Origin of the sequence: Rhizobium sp. ZW T2_16, assembly GCF_044987325.1 — a bacterium.
Classification (GTDB): Bacteria; Pseudomonadota; Alphaproteobacteria; order Rhizobiales; family Rhizobiaceae; genus Neorhizobium; species Neorhizobium cellulosilyticum.
In genome coordinates this window covers 980,852-998,285 of sequence record NZ_JBJDRG010000001.1, presented here as the reverse complement: position 1 = coordinate 998,285, position 17,434 = coordinate 980,852, and the positions used below count along the sequence as shown (strand labels likewise).

The 17,434-nt window shown below is 59.4% G+C and carries 10 protein-coding genes; 2 read left to right on the top strand and 8 right to left on the bottom strand.

What is annotated here, in order from left to right:
- Positions 1 to 8 precede the first annotated feature (8 nt).
- The 6 genes from glgB to ACI3K0_RS04850 form a co-directional block, all read right to left on the bottom strand.
- On the bottom strand, positions 9 to 2,225 hold the full coding sequence (gene glgB, locus ACI3K0_RS04875; RefSeq protein WP_148143411.1) for a 1,4-alpha-glucan branching protein GlgB: 2,217 nt from the start codon (positions 2,223 to 2,225) through the stop codon (positions 9 to 11).
- Positions 2,225 to 4,687 (bottom strand): glycogen/starch/alpha-glucan phosphorylase, encoded by a 2,463-nt coding sequence (locus tag ACI3K0_RS04870; RefSeq protein WP_404945014.1) that lies wholly within the window; start codon positions 4,685 to 4,687, stop codon positions 2,225 to 2,227. The genes glgB and ACI3K0_RS04870 overlap by 1 nt, the downstream gene beginning before the upstream one ends.
- A 205-nt stretch (positions 4,688 to 4,892) precedes the next feature.
- A complete protein-coding gene (locus ACI3K0_RS04865) occupies positions 4,893 to 6,146 on the bottom strand; it encodes a pilus assembly protein TadG-related protein (RefSeq protein ID WP_404945013.1) in 1,254 nt (417 codons plus the stop codon).
- 133 nt (positions 6,147 to 6,279) lie between these two features.
- Entirely contained in the window at positions 6,280 to 7,158 is an 879-nt protein-coding gene (locus tag ACI3K0_RS04860) for a transglutaminase domain-containing protein (protein WP_404945012.1), read from the bottom strand.
- Positions 7,159 to 7,179: 21 nt separating this feature from the next.
- Positions 7,180 to 9,570 carry a circularly permuted type 2 ATP-grasp protein gene (locus tag ACI3K0_RS04855; protein ID WP_404945118.1) on the bottom strand — a complete coding sequence of 797 codons (2,391 nt, stop codon included), beginning with the start codon at positions 9,568 to 9,570 and terminating at the stop codon, positions 7,180 to 7,182.
- 36 nt (positions 9,571 to 9,606) lie between these two features.
- Complete coding sequence (locus ACI3K0_RS04850; protein WP_404945011.1) at positions 9,607 to 12,960, bottom strand: DUF2126 domain-containing protein; 3,354 nt, start codon at positions 12,958 to 12,960, stop codon at positions 9,607 to 9,609.
- A 350-nt stretch (positions 12,961 to 13,310) separates the two neighbouring features.
- Between ACI3K0_RS04850 and ACI3K0_RS04845 the strand changes: the two genes are divergently transcribed.
- Together ACI3K0_RS04845 and ACI3K0_RS04840 are read left to right on the top strand one after the other, a co-directional pair.
- Positions 13,311 to 15,116 carry an ABC transporter ATP-binding protein/permease gene (locus ACI3K0_RS04845; RefSeq protein WP_404945010.1) on the top strand — a complete coding sequence of 602 codons (1,806 nt, stop codon included), beginning with the start codon at positions 13,311 to 13,313 and terminating at the stop codon, positions 15,114 to 15,116.
- On the top strand, positions 15,113 to 15,847 hold the full coding sequence (locus tag ACI3K0_RS04840) for a DUF1003 domain-containing protein (RefSeq protein WP_206823108.1): 735 nt from the start codon (positions 15,113 to 15,115) through the stop codon (positions 15,845 to 15,847). The genes ACI3K0_RS04845 and ACI3K0_RS04840 overlap by 4 nt, the downstream gene beginning before the upstream one ends.
- Before the next feature lie 4 nt (positions 15,848 to 15,851).
- On the opposite strand, the gene ACI3K0_RS04835 is transcribed toward ACI3K0_RS04840, so the two are convergent.
- A complete protein-coding gene (locus tag ACI3K0_RS04835; RefSeq protein ID WP_353654149.1) occupies positions 15,852 to 16,733 on the bottom strand; it encodes a DMT family transporter in 882 nt (293 codons plus the stop codon).
- A gap of 114 nt (positions 16,734 to 16,847) precedes the next feature.
- Positions 16,848 to 17,420 (bottom strand): TetR/AcrR family transcriptional regulator, encoded by a 573-nt coding sequence (locus ACI3K0_RS04830; protein WP_206823106.1) that lies wholly within the window; start codon positions 17,418 to 17,420, stop codon positions 16,848 to 16,850.
- Positions 17,421 to 17,434 lie beyond the last annotated feature (14 nt).

Sequence of the window (17,434 nt, the reverse complement as noted above, 5' to 3'; positions counted from 1 at the left end):
CTCCTCCCCTATGCGTTGTTTTCGAGTTCCAGCATGATTGTCGCCAACGGTGGCAAAGTCACGTCCGCCCAGATGCTTCCTCCCGCATCCACGGCCTGAACCTTGCCGCCATTGCCCTTGCCGCTGCCGCCGTAGATCTCGGCGTCGGTATTCAAGACTTCCCGCCATTTACCGGCATGCGGCAGGGGAAGCCTGTAGTTTGCGCGATAGACGGGCGTGAAATTGGTGATGACCGCGACCGGCTTTTCACCCGGCGCCATGCGCAGCCATGCGAAGACGGAGTTGTCCGCATCGTCGACGACCAGCCAGCGGAAACCTTCACCCTCGCAATCGCGGGCGTGCAGCGCGGGTTTGGAGCGGTAACAGAAATTGAGATCACGCACGAGGCGGCGCATGCCTTGGTGCGGGTGATAGGCGAGAAGGTTCCAGTCGAGAGACTTGCTTTCGCTCCACTCCGCCCATTGGGCGAATTCCTGTCCCATGAAGAGCAGCTTCTTGCCCGGATAACCCCACATGAAGCCGTAATAGGCTCTGAGGTTGGCGAATTTCTGCCAGTCGTCACCGGCCATCTTGGCAATCAACGAGCCTTTGCCGTGGACCACTTCATCATGGCTGAGCGGCAGCACGAAGTTTTCCGCGAAGGCGTAAACGAGGCCGAAGGTGATGGCGTTGTGATGGTGCTTGCGGTGGATTGGCTCGCGCGCGAGATAGCTCAGCGTGTCGTGCATGAAGCCCATGTTCCACTTGAAGCCGAAACCAAGCCCGCCTTCATGCACCGGCGCCGAGACCTTCGGCCAGGAGGTGCTTTCCTCGGCGATTGTCATCACACCCGGATGCGTGCCGTAGGAGAGTGAATTCATCTTCTGCAGGAAACGGACGGATTCGAGGTTCTCTCGCCCACCATATTCATTCGGAATCCATTCGCCTTCGCGGCGCGAATAATCGAGATAGAGCATCGAGGCGACGGCATCGACGCGCAGGCCGTCGAGATGGTATTTTTCCGCCCAGTAGAGTGCGTTGTTGATCAGGTAGGACAGAACCTCGACGCGACCGAAATTGTAGATCGCAGTGTTCCAGTCGGGGTGATAGCCCTGACGCGGATCGGCATGTTCATAAAGTGCCGTGCCGTCGAAATCGCGCAGACCGTGGGCGTCGGTCGGAAAATGCGCAGGCACCCAGTCGAGAATGACGCCGATGCCGACCTTGTGGCAGCCGTTGACGAAACGGGCAAAGCCTTCCGGCTCGCCGAAACGGGCGGAGGGTGCATAAAGTCCGGTTGTCTGATAGCCCCATGACGGGTCATACGGATGTTCGGTGATCGGCAGAAACTCGATATGGGTGAAGCCCATGTCGACACAGTAAGGGATGAGGCGCGAGGCGAGTTCATCCCAGGAGAGAAACGATCCGTCGTCGCGGCGCTGCCATGATCCTGCATGCACTTCGTAGATGGTGATCGGCTGTCGGCGATGATCGGCCTTTTCCCAGAATTCCCGGTGAGCCTGATCTTCCCATACCTGGGCCAGTTCCGGGGATGTTACCGAGGCAGTCTTCGGTCGCATCTCGGCTCGCCGTGCAAACGGGTCTGCCTTCAAGGGCTGCAGCTTGCCATCCTTGCCGATGATCTCGAATTTGTACGCGGCACCAGCGCGAACGTCGGGCGCAAAGATTTCCCAGATGCCGGTATCCTGGCGCAGCCGCATCACATGCCGGCGGCCATCCCAGTTGTTGAATTCGCCAACGACAGAGACACGCCGGGCATTTGGTGCCCAGACAGCGAAATGAAAGCCCTCGACACCCTCATGCTTGAGCGGATGGGCGCCCATCTTGTCGAAGAGCCTCAAATGCGAGCCTTCGCGTAACAGATAGTCATCCATCGGGCCGAGAACCGGCCCGAAGGAGTAGGGATCGGTCACGGCCCATTCCACGTCACCGCGCTGGGCGCGGTAACGGATGGGCTGGAGTTGGCCCGCGTCGACGAGGCCTTCGAAATAACCCGCCTCATGACGGCAGGTCAGTTCGCCGAGTTCCGCGCCGCTGAGCGAAAGCACGGTCACCTCTTCGGCACCGGGAATGAAGCAACGGGCACGATATTTTTCGCCGAGCTTGTGAAGCCCAAGCACGGCGAAAGGATTTGCATGCCTACCTGCCAATATCGCCTCGATCTCGGACAACGGGATTTCTCCAGGAGCTCTCCCGTCATCGAGCGCACTCGGCGATTTTGTCATCAGGCTCTCCAGATTTCCGACGCGTACTGGCGGATTGTGCGGTCCGAGGAGAACCATCCCATCCGGGCGGTATTGCGAATTGTCTTTGAATACCAGGATTTAGGGTCTGACCAGATTTGGTCAACCGTGCGCTGTGCCGCAGCATAGGCATCGAAGTCGGCGGCGACCATGAACCAGTCATGGTTATAGATGCCGTCGATCAATTCCTGGAAGCGCGAACGGTCGTCCGGTGAGAAGACGCCGGAAGCGATGGCGTTCAACGCCTGCACCAGTTCGGGCGATTGCTCGATCACGGCACGAGGATTGTGCCCTTCCGAGCGCACCTTCGCCACTTCGTCGGCGGTCAGGCCGAATATGACGATATTGTCGTCGCCAACATGTTCGCGCATCTCGACATTCGCGCCGTCGAGCGTGCCGATCGTCAGCGCGCCGTTCAGGGCGAATTTCATGTTGCCGGTGCCGGAGGCTTCCATCCCAGCGGTCGAAATCTGCTCTGAAAGGTCGGCGGCGGGCACGATCGTTTCCGCCAGCGAGACATTGTAATTCGGCACGAAGACGACCTTGAGCAGGCCGCGCACCGAAGGGTCGTTATTGATCACACGGGCAACGTCGTTCGCCAGCTTGATGATAAGCTTGGCGTTGTGATAGCTCGGCGCCGCTTTGCCGGCGAAGAGTTTTACCCGCGGCACCCAGTCCAGTTCCGGATGGGAGCGGATCTGGTCATAAAGCGCGACGGCTTCGATGATGTTCAGAAGTTGGCGCTTGTATTCGTGGATGCGCTTGATCTGGATATCGAACAGTGCCGACGGATCGAGCCTGATGCCCATGCGGCTGCCGACGAGATTGGTGAGCGTCACCTTGTTCGCCCGCTTCACGGCGGCAAATTTCTCCTGGAAGCTTGCATCGTCGGCGAACTTGTCGAGTTCGACCAGCGCTTCGGTATCGTCGAGGAACTTGTCGCCGATCGCATCGCGGATCAGCGAGGTTAGGCCGGGATTGCACTGCATCAGCCAGCGGCGAGGGGTAATGCCGTTGGTCTTGTTGTTGATGCGGGTCGGGTAAAGCGTGTGCAGATCGGCAAAGACGGTGACCTTCATCAGGTCGGTATGCAGCGCCGAGACGCCGTTGATCGAATGGGAGCCGACAAAGGCGAGGTTGCCCATGCGCACCCGCCGTTCGCCGCCTTCGTCGATCAGCGAAATGGCGCGGACCTGCGTGTCGGAGAACCGCTTTTCCTTGCGGGCTTCGAGCAGGATCTTGGCGTTGATCGCGTAGACGATCTGCATGTGGCGCGGCAGAAGGCGCTCGAAGAGCGGCACCGGCCAGGTTTCCAGAGCTTCGGGCAGAAGGGTGTGGTTGGTGTAGGAGAAGGTCTGCCTGACGATTTCCCAGGAGACATCGAAATCCATGCCGTGGATGTCGACGAGAAGTCGCATCAGTTCGCCGATCGAGACGGCCGGATGCGTGTCGTTGAGCTGGATCGAAACCTTCTCGTGCAGGTTGGTGAAATCCGGATATTGCTGGAGATGGCGGCGCAGGATGTCCTGCAGCGATGCCGACGAGAAGAAGAATTCCTGGCGTAGGCGCAGTTCCTGCCCGGCCGGGTTTGCGTCGGCGGGATAGAGGACGCGGGTGAGCGATTCCGCCTTGTTGCTCTCGCGCAGCGCGCCGATATGGTCGCCGGCATTAAAGGCATCAAGTAGGATCGGGTCGATCGGCTGAGCCGACCAGAGGCGCAAGGTATTGACGCGATTACCGCGCCAGCCGACGATTGGGGTATCATAGGCCATGGCGATGACGCGTTCGGCCGGCTTCCACACGTAACGAGGCAAATCCTCGTAGCCGCCGATGGTTTCCACCGATCCGCCGAAGCCGATTTCGTAGGAGCTCTCGCGGCGTTCAAACTCCCAGGGGTTGCCGTGGGCAAGCCAGGTTTCGGGCAACTCGACCTGCCAGCCGTCGGCCATCTGCTGACGAAACAGGCCATGGATATAACGGATGCCGTAGCCATACGCCGGAATATCGACCGTTGCCATACTCTCCATGAAACAGGCAGCAAGGCGGCCAAGGCCGCCATTGCCGAGTGCGGCGTCCGGTTCCAGACCGGCAATCACCGACACGTCGACGCCGAGCGAGGACAGCGCGTCGCGAATCTCCTGCATCAGGCCGAGATTGCTGACGGCATCGCGCATCAGGCGGCCGATCAGGAATTCCAGCGATAGATAATAAACGCGCTTCTGCCCTGTCCGGTAGGCCTGGCGCGTACTCTCCATCCATCTGTCGATAATTCTGTCCCGGACAACCAATATGGTTGCCGTCAGCCAGTCATGCGGCTTGGCCACCTTGGCATCCTTGCCGATGCGGTAGGTCAGGCGCTCAATGATTTCTTCCGCCATGATTTCAGGGCGTGACGAGCGCGGGGCGGGATAGGGAATTTCGACGGGGGGAGTTGTGTTGTTCATATAGTCGCCAATTGTTCTCGGTTGAGCGGGTGGAGGAATGTCCGATTCAGTCGATATGGCAGAATGTTACCGGCACAGTTATGCATCGTTGTGAACGGCATGCAACGGCGGAATTGAAGATGGTTGCCGGAGGGTAACTGCATATCCTTGCAGCAGAACGCAAAAAGCCCCGCGGAGGGCGAGGCTTTGCTGCAGTGTCGGCCCATCAGTTGGTCAAGCGGACAGTCTGCTTGGCGGCTTTATCGGCGATGTCACCGAAGGCAGCCACGAGGGAATTCATATCGTCCGGGCTGTAGTAATAATCGCTGGATGTCGCACAGGCACTCAGCAGGCTCTTACCATTATCCGGCGCCATGAAAGCTACCGTGAAGATCATAATGCCGTCTTTCTTGGCGTCAGAGCATTTGGTGCGAACAGCCTTGTCCAGATCGGGATTCCAGTCGCTGCTTCCTCCAGTCATCTCACCATCTGTCATGAGGACGATGTAACGATTGAAGGTATCGTTTTTCTTCGATTTGTGAGCGTCCGCTTCAGTCGAATTGGCTTTCTTCAACGCATCCAAAGCGAGTTGCATCGCACCATTTGCATCGGTTCCACCTGTCGGAACATTTGGCAAATTCTGAACGTATGTCGAGGCCGCTGCCGTACCCCAGGCAATCGACGATGCCTTTTGAGTTTCATCCGTGTATGAAACCGCGCCAACTCGGACCAGTGTTGATGTCGAGTTTGCCGAAGAGATAGAGCTGTCTGCCTTTTTTAGAGAATCGAAGAGAGCGTTTGCCGCAGTTTTCAACGCTTCGATTTTGCGAACGTAGCAGGGGCTCGACGGTGACAGGTAATCTTTATATCTCCAATTCTCAGCCGTGTAGTTTACGCAGCTTGTTCCCTTGCCTTTGCTTGTCGACGTCACGAATGACATCGAGCCTGAGCGGTCCAGTGCCAGATACATGGAAATTCCGGTGCGGGTGTCGTTGCCATCCGTGCCGGTGGTCGAGGTTGCATTAATACCGATGCTCATCGACTTGCCGGCGAAGATGCCGGTGATCGGATTGAGGTTTAGCGCATAAAGCGTGTCGAGCTTTACGGTATAGGTGGGTTTTGCACTGCCGCTAGTGTTTTCTGTCGCTGTGGCGGTAGTCGCAGCACGGAGTTTGGTTTCGGCTGCAGTCTTCTCGTCCGTTGTCGTGGCGTCAGCCAAACCGGAGGCTATGATCTGGGCGACGAAATAATCCTTCGTAAGCTTTTCCGCCTGTGCCTTCGTATAGCCTTGCTGCGACATTGCGGATGCGCCCGCAAGCGATGCGGCGTCAGCTATGCTTTGAAGGTTAGTTTTCACCTGCATGGCATTGGTGAAATCGATGGCGAAACCGGCCGCGCCACACAGCAACGGCAGCATCAGCGCCGTCATCATCCCAAAGTTACCGCCGCGATCGTCTGCAAAACGCTTGAAAATGGTCATGATGGCCGCCGTCCCTGACTGCGACCGGCACATTCGGTCGCTCTAATGGACTATTGCGGCAAAAGCTCTGCAGGATGACTTAAGTAAAATGTTTGCATTTTAGTGACCAGCCAGAATCAGCACCAAAACGGGTCTATTTGACCGGAATTACGTCAACGGCCTGATCGGCCTTCTGATTTCCGTAACCTTTAAGCACTCCGATGACCGGTGCGACATCGGAATAATCACGTCCGTAACCGACGACGATGTGGTCGCTGCCGGCTGGAATATTGTTGGTCGGGTCGAGTTCGACATAGCCCAGTGCATCGCCGCACCAGACGCGTACCCACGCATGCATGGCGTCGGCCCCTTCAAGCCGTTCCTTGCCAGGCGGCGGGATGGTACGCAGGAAGCCGGAGACGTACCCGGCCGGTATGCCGAGGCTGCGCAGCGCCACGATCATCACATGGGCGAAATCCTGGCAGACGCCGCGTTTCAGCTTGAAGGCTTGCTTTGGCGTGGTATCGACCGTCGTTGCCTCGGCATCGTATTTGAAATCCTTATGGATGCGGGTGCAGAGTGCGGCGGCGATCTCGCGCACCGTCTGTCCATGTTTCACTGCTTCGCGCGCGTAAGCCGCAATTGCCGGTTCCGCCGGTAATCTGGGGCTGGAGCCGGTAAAATGATGCGGCGAGGACGGGTCGACGGACCAGACTTCGGCCAGTTCCGTGCGCAATACGTCGAGCGTCGGGGAAAGATCCGCCTGCATGGTCGGCGCCTCTACCATGACACGGGCCTGCATGCGGATGTCCAGTCGGTCATGTGGGGCGCGGACTAGAACCGAAGTCGCCTGCTGGCCGAAGAAATCGATGAAGGTGACCCTTTCGTCGGTTGCCGGCGAGACGGTGACCGAGCCTGCGATCAGGCGCTGGCGATCTGGCAGCGACAGCGGCAGAAGCCGGATGACATGGCGAGCACCGGAGGCTGGCACATCATAGGCATAACCCATGTGCAGAGAGAGGTCGTAGAGCATTCGTCGTTCCTCCCCTTCAACTCAACTGCAATAGGTCCGGCCGAGAAGATCGGAGAGGTTCTCCAGATCCTTTTCCAGCCTGCGATAGACATCCTCGTTCATCGTCTCCGGTGTCATCACCGCCAGCCCGGAATGAAGGCGCATGGCCTCGCGATAGAAGGGCGACATCTGGCCGTTTTCGAAGGCGTTGGGCAGTTTTTCCACTTCAGTGCGGATCTCGTTCAGCTGGAACAGGATCGAGCGCGGGTTGAGCGGATCGAGCGCGAGCAGATCGTTGACCGTGAGACGCGCCGTGTTGACGTTGTAGCGGCGGCGGTGAGTCATGACGCTGTCGCCAATCTCCAGCAGCATGTCGAGCGAACCGTCGGGCGCATCCGGGCCGGAAAGATGGGCAAGCATGCGCGTCATGTGCAGGCCGCGTTCCAGATGGCGGCCGATGGACAGGAAGCGCCATCCGGTGAAGCGATACATGTTTTCATGCACGAGACCGGCAAAACCGGCGAGCTTGCGCAGAAGAATGGTTGCGGCGTGAGCTGCGTCATCACCCGGTTGAGCCGCTTCATGAAAGCGCTTGGCGGTCTTGGCCAGATCGGTCAGCGCCAGCCAGCCATCCGGCGAGAAACGATCGCGGATATTGCTGGCGGAGTAGATGGCGCTGTTGATGTTGGCAAGCAGCGGTTCGGGCACGGCCTTGACCATGTCCATATCGACCGACTTCAGATAGCGGGTTACATCGGCAAGCAGAGGCGCGTTCGGATCCGCCGATTCCGCGTAGCGCAGGTGCCAGGAACGCAGGATGCGCAGTGCTCCTTCGGCCCGTTCGATATAGCGGCCGAGCCAATAGAGGTTGTCGGCGGCCCGGCTCGGCAGCGAGCCCGGCATGTTGCGGGTAAAACTCTCTTCCGGTGGCAGCAGCGTCGATTTCGATACCGGCTTGTCGGAGACGATCCAGACATCGGCTGCCGCACCACCCGACTGCATGGCGATCGCGGCGACATCGTCGCCGGTGCCGATACGGGCAAAGCCGCCGGGCATGATTTCCCAGCCGTTTTCGGTGCGGGCTGCGAAGACGCGCAGCGACATCGGCCGTGGTGTAAGCTTGCCGTCGACCCAGGTCGGCGTCGTTGACAGGGTCACGACTTCCTGGCCGACGAGTTTCCCGCCTTCGCTGGCCAGCCAGTCGCCGACCGCGTCCTTCGCGGTTTCGCGCAGCGACGAGCCGAGTACGGACTGGCTGTTGTCGTCAAAGAAGGGCAAGCGGGAATAGGCAGGGCCGATCACCATGCGCTCGATATTCTTCGCCACATGCTCACGCTCAGATTGCTGGCCGCACCACCATGTGGCGATCGACGGCAGGATCGGGTCTTCGCCGAGCAGGCGACGGCAGATGGTCGGCGCGAAGGCGAGAAGCGCACGGGTTTCCAGAATGCCTGAGCCGAGAGCGTTCACCAGGGTCAGCGAGCCGGAGCGGAGTGCCTGCACCATGCCCGGCGTACCGATATGCGAGTTCTGGTCGAGCTCCAGCGGATCGGCATAGGAGGCATCGAGGCGGCGCCAGAGCACGCCGACCGGTTTGAGGCCGGCGACGGTGCGAACCATGACGCGGTTGTTGACGACGGTCAGATCCTCGCCTTCGAGCAGCATGAAGCCGAGATAACGAGCGATATAGGCGTGTTCGAAATAGGTTTCGTTGGCGGGGCCGGGCGAGAGGACGGCGATCCTGTCATCCGGATATTGCTTGCGCGATTGAAGCGCATCGCGGAAGGCGCCGAAGAAGGAGGCGAGGCGATGGACGTGGGTTTCGCCATAGATGTCGGAGAAGGCGCGGGTGGTGGCGACGCGGTTTTCCAGCGCGAAACCTGCGCCTGAAGGCGCCTGGGTGCGGTCTGCCAGAACCCACCAGTTGCCATCCGGGCCACGGCCAATCTCGAAGGAGCAGAAATGCAGGTAGTGGCCGCCGACCGGCTTTACGCTCACGAGCGGACGCAGGAATTCGGGATTGGCGGCAATCAGTTGCGGTGGAAGAAAACCTTCCTGTACCAGCCGGTTTTCACCATAGATATCGGCAATCATCGCCTCGAGCAGGTCGGCACGCTGCTGCAGGCCGCGAGAGATATTTTGCCACTCGTCTTCCTGAATCAGGACCGGGATATGTGAGAGCGGCCAGTTGCGCTCGCCGGTGCCGGCGGGACCGGTACCACCATAGGTGCGGTAGAAGACGCCGGCATCGCGCAGATAACGGTCGGCGCGGGCAAAACGCTCGTAAAGATCGCCTTCCGAAAGACGGCTCAGATGGGCGATGAGATTCTGCCAGACGGGTTTGATCTCGCCCTTGGCATCGAGCATCTCGTCGGCCACGCCGGGGAGCGCGGCATAACCGAGGATCGGATCGTGTTCGATCTCCTCATCCATGCGTCGTTCGCTCGCCGTGCCAGTCGTCAAATCGCGTCATACTCCTTGCGGCCGGCGGAGATCGAGCGTCAGGGGGAATTCGGGCGAAGGCGTCTCCGGCAAAAGGGGATAAAATCCCGCCGTGTGACCCCAGGGCTCGAACCGCGCCAGACGCCGCGCTTCCGCCTCGTTGCCGTTCACCGGGAAGGTCTCATAATTGCGGCCGCCCGGATGCGCAACATGATATCTGCAGCCGCCAATCGCGCGGCCAGACCATGTATCATAAATGTCGAATGTGAGCGGTGTATTAACCGGCAATACGGGGTGCAGGCCGGACCTCGGCTGCCATGCCTTGAAACGCACACCGGCGACCGAGACTCCGGACTGGGTGGTTTCTCTCAAAGGTACCGCGCGGCCGTTGCAGCTGACGGTGTAGCGAGACGGATTGGAGGTTTCGAGCCTGACCTGCAGGCGCTCGACGGATGAGTCGACGTAACGGACTGTGCCGCCGATAGCGCCCTGTTCGCCCATGACATGCCAGGGTTCAAGCGCCTGCCTGAGTTCCAGTTTGGCACCTTCGTATTCCACCTCGCCGAAGAAGGGGAAGCGGAATTCCAGCTGCGCCTCGAACCATTCGGGCCTGAGGTCAAAACCGTTTTCGCGCAGGTCCTGCAGCACATCCATGAAATCGGCCCAGATGTAGTGGCCAAGCATGAAGCGGTCCGCGAGGGCCGTGCCCCAGCGGGTAAACTTGCCCTGCAAAGGGTTCTTCCAGAAACGAGCGATCAGCGCTCGGACGAGAAGCTGCTGGGCAAGCGACATGCGGGCGTTCGGCGGCATCTCGAAACCGCGGAACTCGACAAGGCCGAGACGGCCGGTCGGGCCATCGGGCGAAAACAGCTTGTCGATGCAGATTTCCGAACGATGGGTGTTGCCGGTGACGTCGGTCAGCAGGTTGCGGAACAGACGGTCGACCAGCCATGGCAGTGGCGGTACGCCTTGACCGGGAGCGGGAACCTGCGCCAGCGCAATCTCCAGCTCGTAAAGACTATCGTGTCGGGCTTCGTCGAGCCGCGGTGCCTGCGAAGTCGGGCCGATGAAGAGGCCGGAGAAGAGATAGGACAGCGACGGGTGGCGCTGCCAGTGCAGGACCAGGCTCTTCAAAAGGTCGGGGCGGCGCAGGAACGGGCTGTCATTCGGATTGGCACCGCCGACCACGACATGGTTGCCCCCGCCGGTGCCGGTGTGGCGGCCGTCGATCATGAACTTGTCGGCGCCGAGGCGGCTCTGGCGAGCCTCCTCATAGATCGCGGTGGTGATGTCTACGGTTTCCTTCCAGCTTGAGGCCGGATGGATGTTCACCTCGATGACGCCGGGATCGGGGGCGACGCGGATGACGTTGATGCGCTCGTCATGCGGCGGTGCGTAGCCCTCGATATGGACCGGCAGGGTCAGCTTGGCGGCGGCATTTTCGGCGGCTGCAATCAGTTCGAGATAGTCCTCGATCTTCTCGACAGGCGGCATGAAGACACAAAGCCGTCCATCGCGCGGCTCGACGGAAATTGCCGTGCGGACCGCGCCGCCAATCTCACCCAGCGTCTGCTCGATACGGCCAAGATTGGTCGGGTCGCCCGCCTTGAAGGAGGATTCCGGCATGGCCCGACCTTGCGATGGATGCCCGGCGGGTACGAACGTATCCGGCAATGCGCCGCGGGGGATCGACGGGTCGGCCTCATGAATATAGGGAAACTGGGATGGCGGAATATAGGGCAGGGTGCCGAGCGGCAGGCGATAACCGACCGGGCTGTCGCCGGGAACAAGGAAGATGCGGCCTCGGCGGGTGCGCCATTTTTCGCTGATCCAGCGACGACTGACAGGCGCCCCGCTAGCCTGTGCATTCCATGCCTGTACGGGAAGCACATGGCCGGTAGGTTTGGTCAGGCCGCGCTCAAAGACGCGGGCGATACGATTGCGCTCTTCCGGATCCTTGAGCTTCGAATTGGAGGGATCGACATTATCCGGAAGCGAGCCTTCCTTGATGATCCACTCCGCCGGGTCTTCATAGGCCGGCACCACCATTTCGGCTGCGATGCCGAGTTCGCCGGCCAATGCCGTCAGAAACTTTTCTGAATCATCCTCGCTGGCGCCATGGTCGCCGCCTTCCTGTGCCACGAGGTTCGGGTCATTCCAGATCGGCTTGCCGTCCTTGCGCCAGTAGAGCGAGAAGGTCCAGCGGGGAAGGCTTTCGCCGGGATACCACTTGCCCTGACCATAATGGAGAAAGCCGCCCGGGGCGAATTTTTCACGCAGGCGGCGGATCAGGATATCGGCCTTTTCGCGCTTGGTCGGGCCAACGGCATCCGTGTTCCATTCCTCCGACTCGAAATCGTCGATGGAAACGAAGGTCGGCTCGCCGCCCATGGTGAGGCGGACGTCCTGTGATGACAGGACGCGGTCCACCTGTTCTCCGAGATCGTTCAGCGCGTCCCAGCTTTCGTCGGAAAACGGCTTGGTGATGCGCGGGTGTTCGGCGACGCGGGTGACGTTCATAGCGAAGTCGAACGAGGTGTTCGCTTCACCGAAGTAGCCGCCGGAAATCGGCGCGGCGTTACGGTAATGCGGCGTTGCGGCCAGCGGAATATGGCTCTCACCGGTCAGTAGGCCGGAGGTCGGGTCGAGGCCGACCCAGCCGGCGCCGGGGAGATAGACCTCGCACCAGGCGTGAAGGTCGGTGAAATCCACCTCGGTGCCGGACGGGCCGTCGAGGGCTTTCAGGTCCGGGGTGAGCTGAATGAGATAGCCGGAGACGAAACGTGTGGCGAAGCCGAGATTGCGCAGGATCTGGACGAGCAGCCAGCTCGTGTCGCGGCAGGAGCCGAGTGCTGCCGTCAGCGTTTCCTCCGGCGTCTGGACGCCGGGTTCCATGCGGATGACGTAACTGATGGCCTGCTGCAGGCGCGCATTGATGCCGACGATCATGTCGACCGTTGGCTGGTCCGGCGACATGTCGAAATGCTTCAGATATTCGACCAGGGCAGGGCCGGGTGGCTCGGGGATCATGTAGATCGAGAGGTCCTCGATCAGGTCTTCAGGATATTTGAACGGCCATCTGGTGGCCTCTTCCTCGACAAAAAAATCGAAGGGATTGTAGACCGTCATGTCGGCGACAAGATCGACCTCGATCTTGAATTCCGTTACCGGGTCCGGGAAAACGAACCGCGCGAGATAGTTGCCGTAGGGATCCTGCTGCAGGTTTACAAAATGGTTTTCCGGCGTGACCTTCAGCGAATGCGACAGCACTTTCGTGCGCGAATGGGCGGCGGGTTTCAGGCGGATGATCTGGGGTCCGAGGCGGACGGGCTTGTCGTATTTGTAATGGGTGAGATGATAGATGCTTGCCTTGATCGACATGCTGTCCCTTCGAATGCCCTTATCCGGGCGCTCCCGTTTTCCCCTTTCGGGGCGTTCCCGCGGATGCTGTTTTTCGGCCTCGTTCAGCGGGCCGGTGCATCACTATTGCAACTAAGTTTGTGCAATGCAGAAGAAGAAAGCAAGGACGATTGCGCGGTTATCTCTCGGATGGAATAGGGCGAGCTCGATTTATTGGAGGGCGTTCTTCCGAATCGTTACGACAATTCCCGATATAAGGTGATGACAATCGGAAACCGAAGGTGAAGCCTCTTCGCCTGTACAACCCTTTACCGCATGGTAAGTCTGCAGGAAGCATAGAGTCATGACATTGCGAGAGGAGACAGTCGCAGATGTCTAAAGCGGCCGCAGCAGCATCCGAACCTTACGAACTTCCGCTTTCCGGCCAACTTCGCATGATGATTGGGGCATTCTGGGCTTCACCGGTGCGTCGTCATCTTCTTCTGCTGGCGGCCGCGTTGCTGATCATCATTATTGCCACAACCTATGCGACCTATCGTCTGAACGAGTGGAACGGGCCTTTCTACGACTCGTTGGAACGGCGTGATATGGCCGGGTTCCTTCAGCAGCTCGGCGTATTCGCCATTATTGCGATTTCACTCACATTGCTCAATGTCATCCAGACATGGCTCAACCAGACCACTGCGCTGAAAATGCGCGAGGGGTTGGCGCGTGATCTTGCCAATGTCTGGCTGACGCCTGGGCGGGCGCTGAAGCTTGCGGGTGCGGGATCGATCGCCAACAATCCTGACCAGCGATTGCACGAGGATACCCGCATCCTGGCGGAGAACACTACTGCGTTGGCTATCGGTCTGGTCAATTCAACCATCCTGCTCGGTAGCTTTATCGGCGTGCTCTGGGCAATCTCGACGGATTTCGGCTTCAATATCGCTGGTCATCACGTCGTCATTCCCGGTTACATGCTCTGGGCAACCATCCTTTATGCGCTGACCGGTTCAGTACTCAGCAATGTCGTCGGCAGCATGCTGGCAAGGCTCAATGCCGATCGTTATGCCCGCGAGGCGGATCTTCGCTCCGCGCTGGTCCGTGCCAATGAGAACCTGAAGCCGATCACGCTTGCCCGGGGCGAGCCGAGCGAGCTTGCCCGGGTGCAGGATGCGATCGGCGGCGTGCTCGCCATGCTGCGCAAGCTTGCCTGGGCGCTGACCAATCTCACATGGGTCTCGTCCGGTTTCGGCTGGCTGGCGCTTGTGGCGCCGATCATCATTGCCTCGCCGATGTATTTTTCCGGCGAACTGACATTCGGCGGTTTGATGATGGCGGTTGGGGCGTTTAACCAGGTGAATACGGCGTTGCGCTGGTATGTGCAGAATTTCAGCGTCATCGCCGACTGGCGGGCCACACTCGCCCGCGTTTCCTTCTTCCGCAATGCGCTGCTGATGGCCGATACACCTGCAAAGGAGGGCCAAATCATCAACTACCAGCATGGCGTAGAAGGCGATGGGGTTTCTGTGACGGGTGTCGAGGTTTATGGCGAGCCGGACAAGGCAGCCGACGGGCACGGCATCAAACTGAAAGAAAATGGGTTCACGGTCGAACCCGGAGAGCGGGTGATGGTCAATGGAGATCCGGGTACGGATCGCCATCTATTCTTCCAGGCGCTGGCCGGGATATGGCCCTGGGGTAAAGGCGAAATCCGGCTGCCACAGGCAGAAAGGATGATCCTGATGCCCCAGGAAGGCTATCTGCCGACTGCGAAGCTGCGTGAGGTCATTACCTACCCATCAGGTATTCCCGATGTTACCGACGAGGCGTTGAAGGCTGCTCTGCTGCAAGTGGGCCTCGATCGTTATGTCGGACAACTGGACAAGGTAGAGCGCTGGGATCGGGTCCTCGACAAGGAGGAGGAGGCGGCGTTGCAGGTGGCGAATGCCGTTCTGCGCAAACCGGACTGGCTCGTCATGGACGACGTCCTGGAAGGGTTGGAACCGGAGGTGCGCGTGCAACTGATCGGTGTTCTCGAAGGCCTTGAGGGCACGACCCTCATCTATGTCGGTCGCTCGGAAGACTTCGCCAATCGGTTCAAGCCGAAGATCTACCATGTTGCGCCGCTTCATCCGAACGGGGGGAATGGAAATGTGCTAGACAGCGCCCCAAACGACGGTGAAACTGCATGAATAATCACTCCTCGCTCGCCAAAAACGGACAGGCCAAGACTGGACAATGTATCGTCTGCGGCCGGACCTTTCCGCTGTCCAAGCTGCACAAGGCCGGCAGTCTCAGGCCGCATCTCTACGAGATGATTGCCGAGGAGGTTAAAGACTGCGCTCCCACCAGTCTGATCTGCGACGAGGATCTTGCGCGCTTTCGGCGCCGCTATGTCGAGCAGCTTCTGGAAGAGGAGCGTGGCGAGCTTTCCGATCTCGACCGACATGTTCTGGACAGTTTCGAGAAGGGCACGCTGACGGTGCAAACGGACTCTGCCGCGGCAGCGGACAGGAAGTCCAGCTTCGGGGAGCGTGTTGCCGACAAGGTGGCTTCCTTCGGCGGTTCGTGGACTTTCATCCTGTCCTTTATCGCCGTTCTGGTGATCTGGATGGCGATGAATGTCGTCGGCGTTTTTGCCAGGCCTTTCGACCCGTATCCGTTCATTCTTCTCAATCTCGTTCTCTCCTGCCTTGCCGCTCTGCAGGCGCCGGTCATCATGATGAGCCAGAAACGGCAGGAGGAGAAGGACAGGCTTCGCGCCGAGAACGACTACATGATCAATCTGCGCGCCGAACTTGAAATCCGGCAATTGCACGAGAAGATTGACCACCAGATGGCCAAGCAATGGGAACGGCTAGCGGAGTTGCAGCAGATCCAGATCGAACTTCTGGAAAAGCGCGACGACCCGAGACATGGATGAACCTCTAATTCGGTGTCTGTGGGATGCGACCGGCGTTCGGCCGGCGCAGGTTGAAGAGGTTGCCGGTCAGGATAAGTGCCGCGCCGACCGCCATTAGGGCGTCTACCCCTTCGGAATACATGAAATAGCCAATTACGGCCGAGAGCGGCACGCGCAGATAGTCCATCGGCATCGCCACCGTCGCATCGGCGTGGGAAAGCGCCTTGGCCAGGCAGAAATGTGCGAAAGTTCCGGTAAATGCGATGATGAAGATCCACGGCCAGACACCGGCTGACGGCCAGGTCCAGACGCGCAGCGCCGGGATGAGGCCGATGATCGACTGGATGATCAGCATCCAGAAGATGATCTTCGTGGCACTGTCCGTTCGCGTCAGGAACTTCGTTGCGATGAACGAGACGGCAAAGAAGAAGGCCGCACCCAGCACGACCAGATGACCGGGATCAAGCGGCACCGCGCCCGGCTTGATGATCAGCAGCACGCCGACGAGGCCGAAGCCGATTGCAACGCATTTGCGCCAGGTCAGGCGTTCGCCCAAGAACGCCGCTGCCATCAGCGCCGCCCAGATCGGTGCGGTGAATTCGATGGCGATCACCTGAGCCAGCGGGATCATGGTGATCCCTATCAACCAGGTGAACTGGCCGACATAATGGGCGATGTTACGGGCGATATGAGCCGGCAGGATGCGTGTGCGCATGGCCTTGAAGCCGCCCTCACGATACACGAACGGGAGAAGCATGACGAAGGCGATGACCGAACGCATTTCCATCGCCTGGAAAACGTCGATCTCACGCGTGACCTCTCGCCCGGAAACCGCCATGAGCAGGAAGAGGGCAATTGATGCCATCATCCATCCGGCTGCCTTTGCGATCGATTGTGTATTCTCCACCCGTATTCCTCCTGCGGCATGCTCGTTCCGGCAATGCCCTATAGGGTTTCAGTGGCTAATGGAAATGGCCTTTTCGCCACAGAGGAAGGCATCGTTCGAGGGCGGAGGAAACTCCTACGCCGAAAGCCGTCGCAGCTGCGAACCGATGATGGCGACAAATATCTCAGGTTTGCCGAGTGCCCGTGCTGAAAGCATCGCGCCATGGACGCATGCCATGAGTATCTGCGCTTCTTCCTCCGGCGTTCCGCTCAATCTGAACTGTCCCTGCTCAGTGCCGGCCTTCAGGACGGAGGTCAGCCAATGGCCCAGATTTTCGAAATGCCGTCTGACATGCAAGGCGACCTCTTCCGGCAAAAGCTCCATTTCGCTTGCCAGCATCGCGCAAACGCAGAAAGGCTCCGAAGCTTCGACGATGCAGGATCGCCAGTGTTGGAAATAAGCCTGTAATTGGTCGGCCGGGTTTGGGAGATTGGCGGAAACAGCATTCAGGCCATCTTCCGCCTGTTTTGCATATCGTTGCAGCAGGACGGACGCGAGATGCGCCTTGGTAGGAAAATGGTGATGAATGCTCGCCTTGCGAATACCGACCGCGGTTGAAATATCGGCATAGCTGAAGCCGTTATAGCCGCCGGCCACGATCAGCGCCTGCGCTGTGTCGAGAATTTTTTCCGAAGTCGTCTGTTCCATAAAGCTGCCTACCT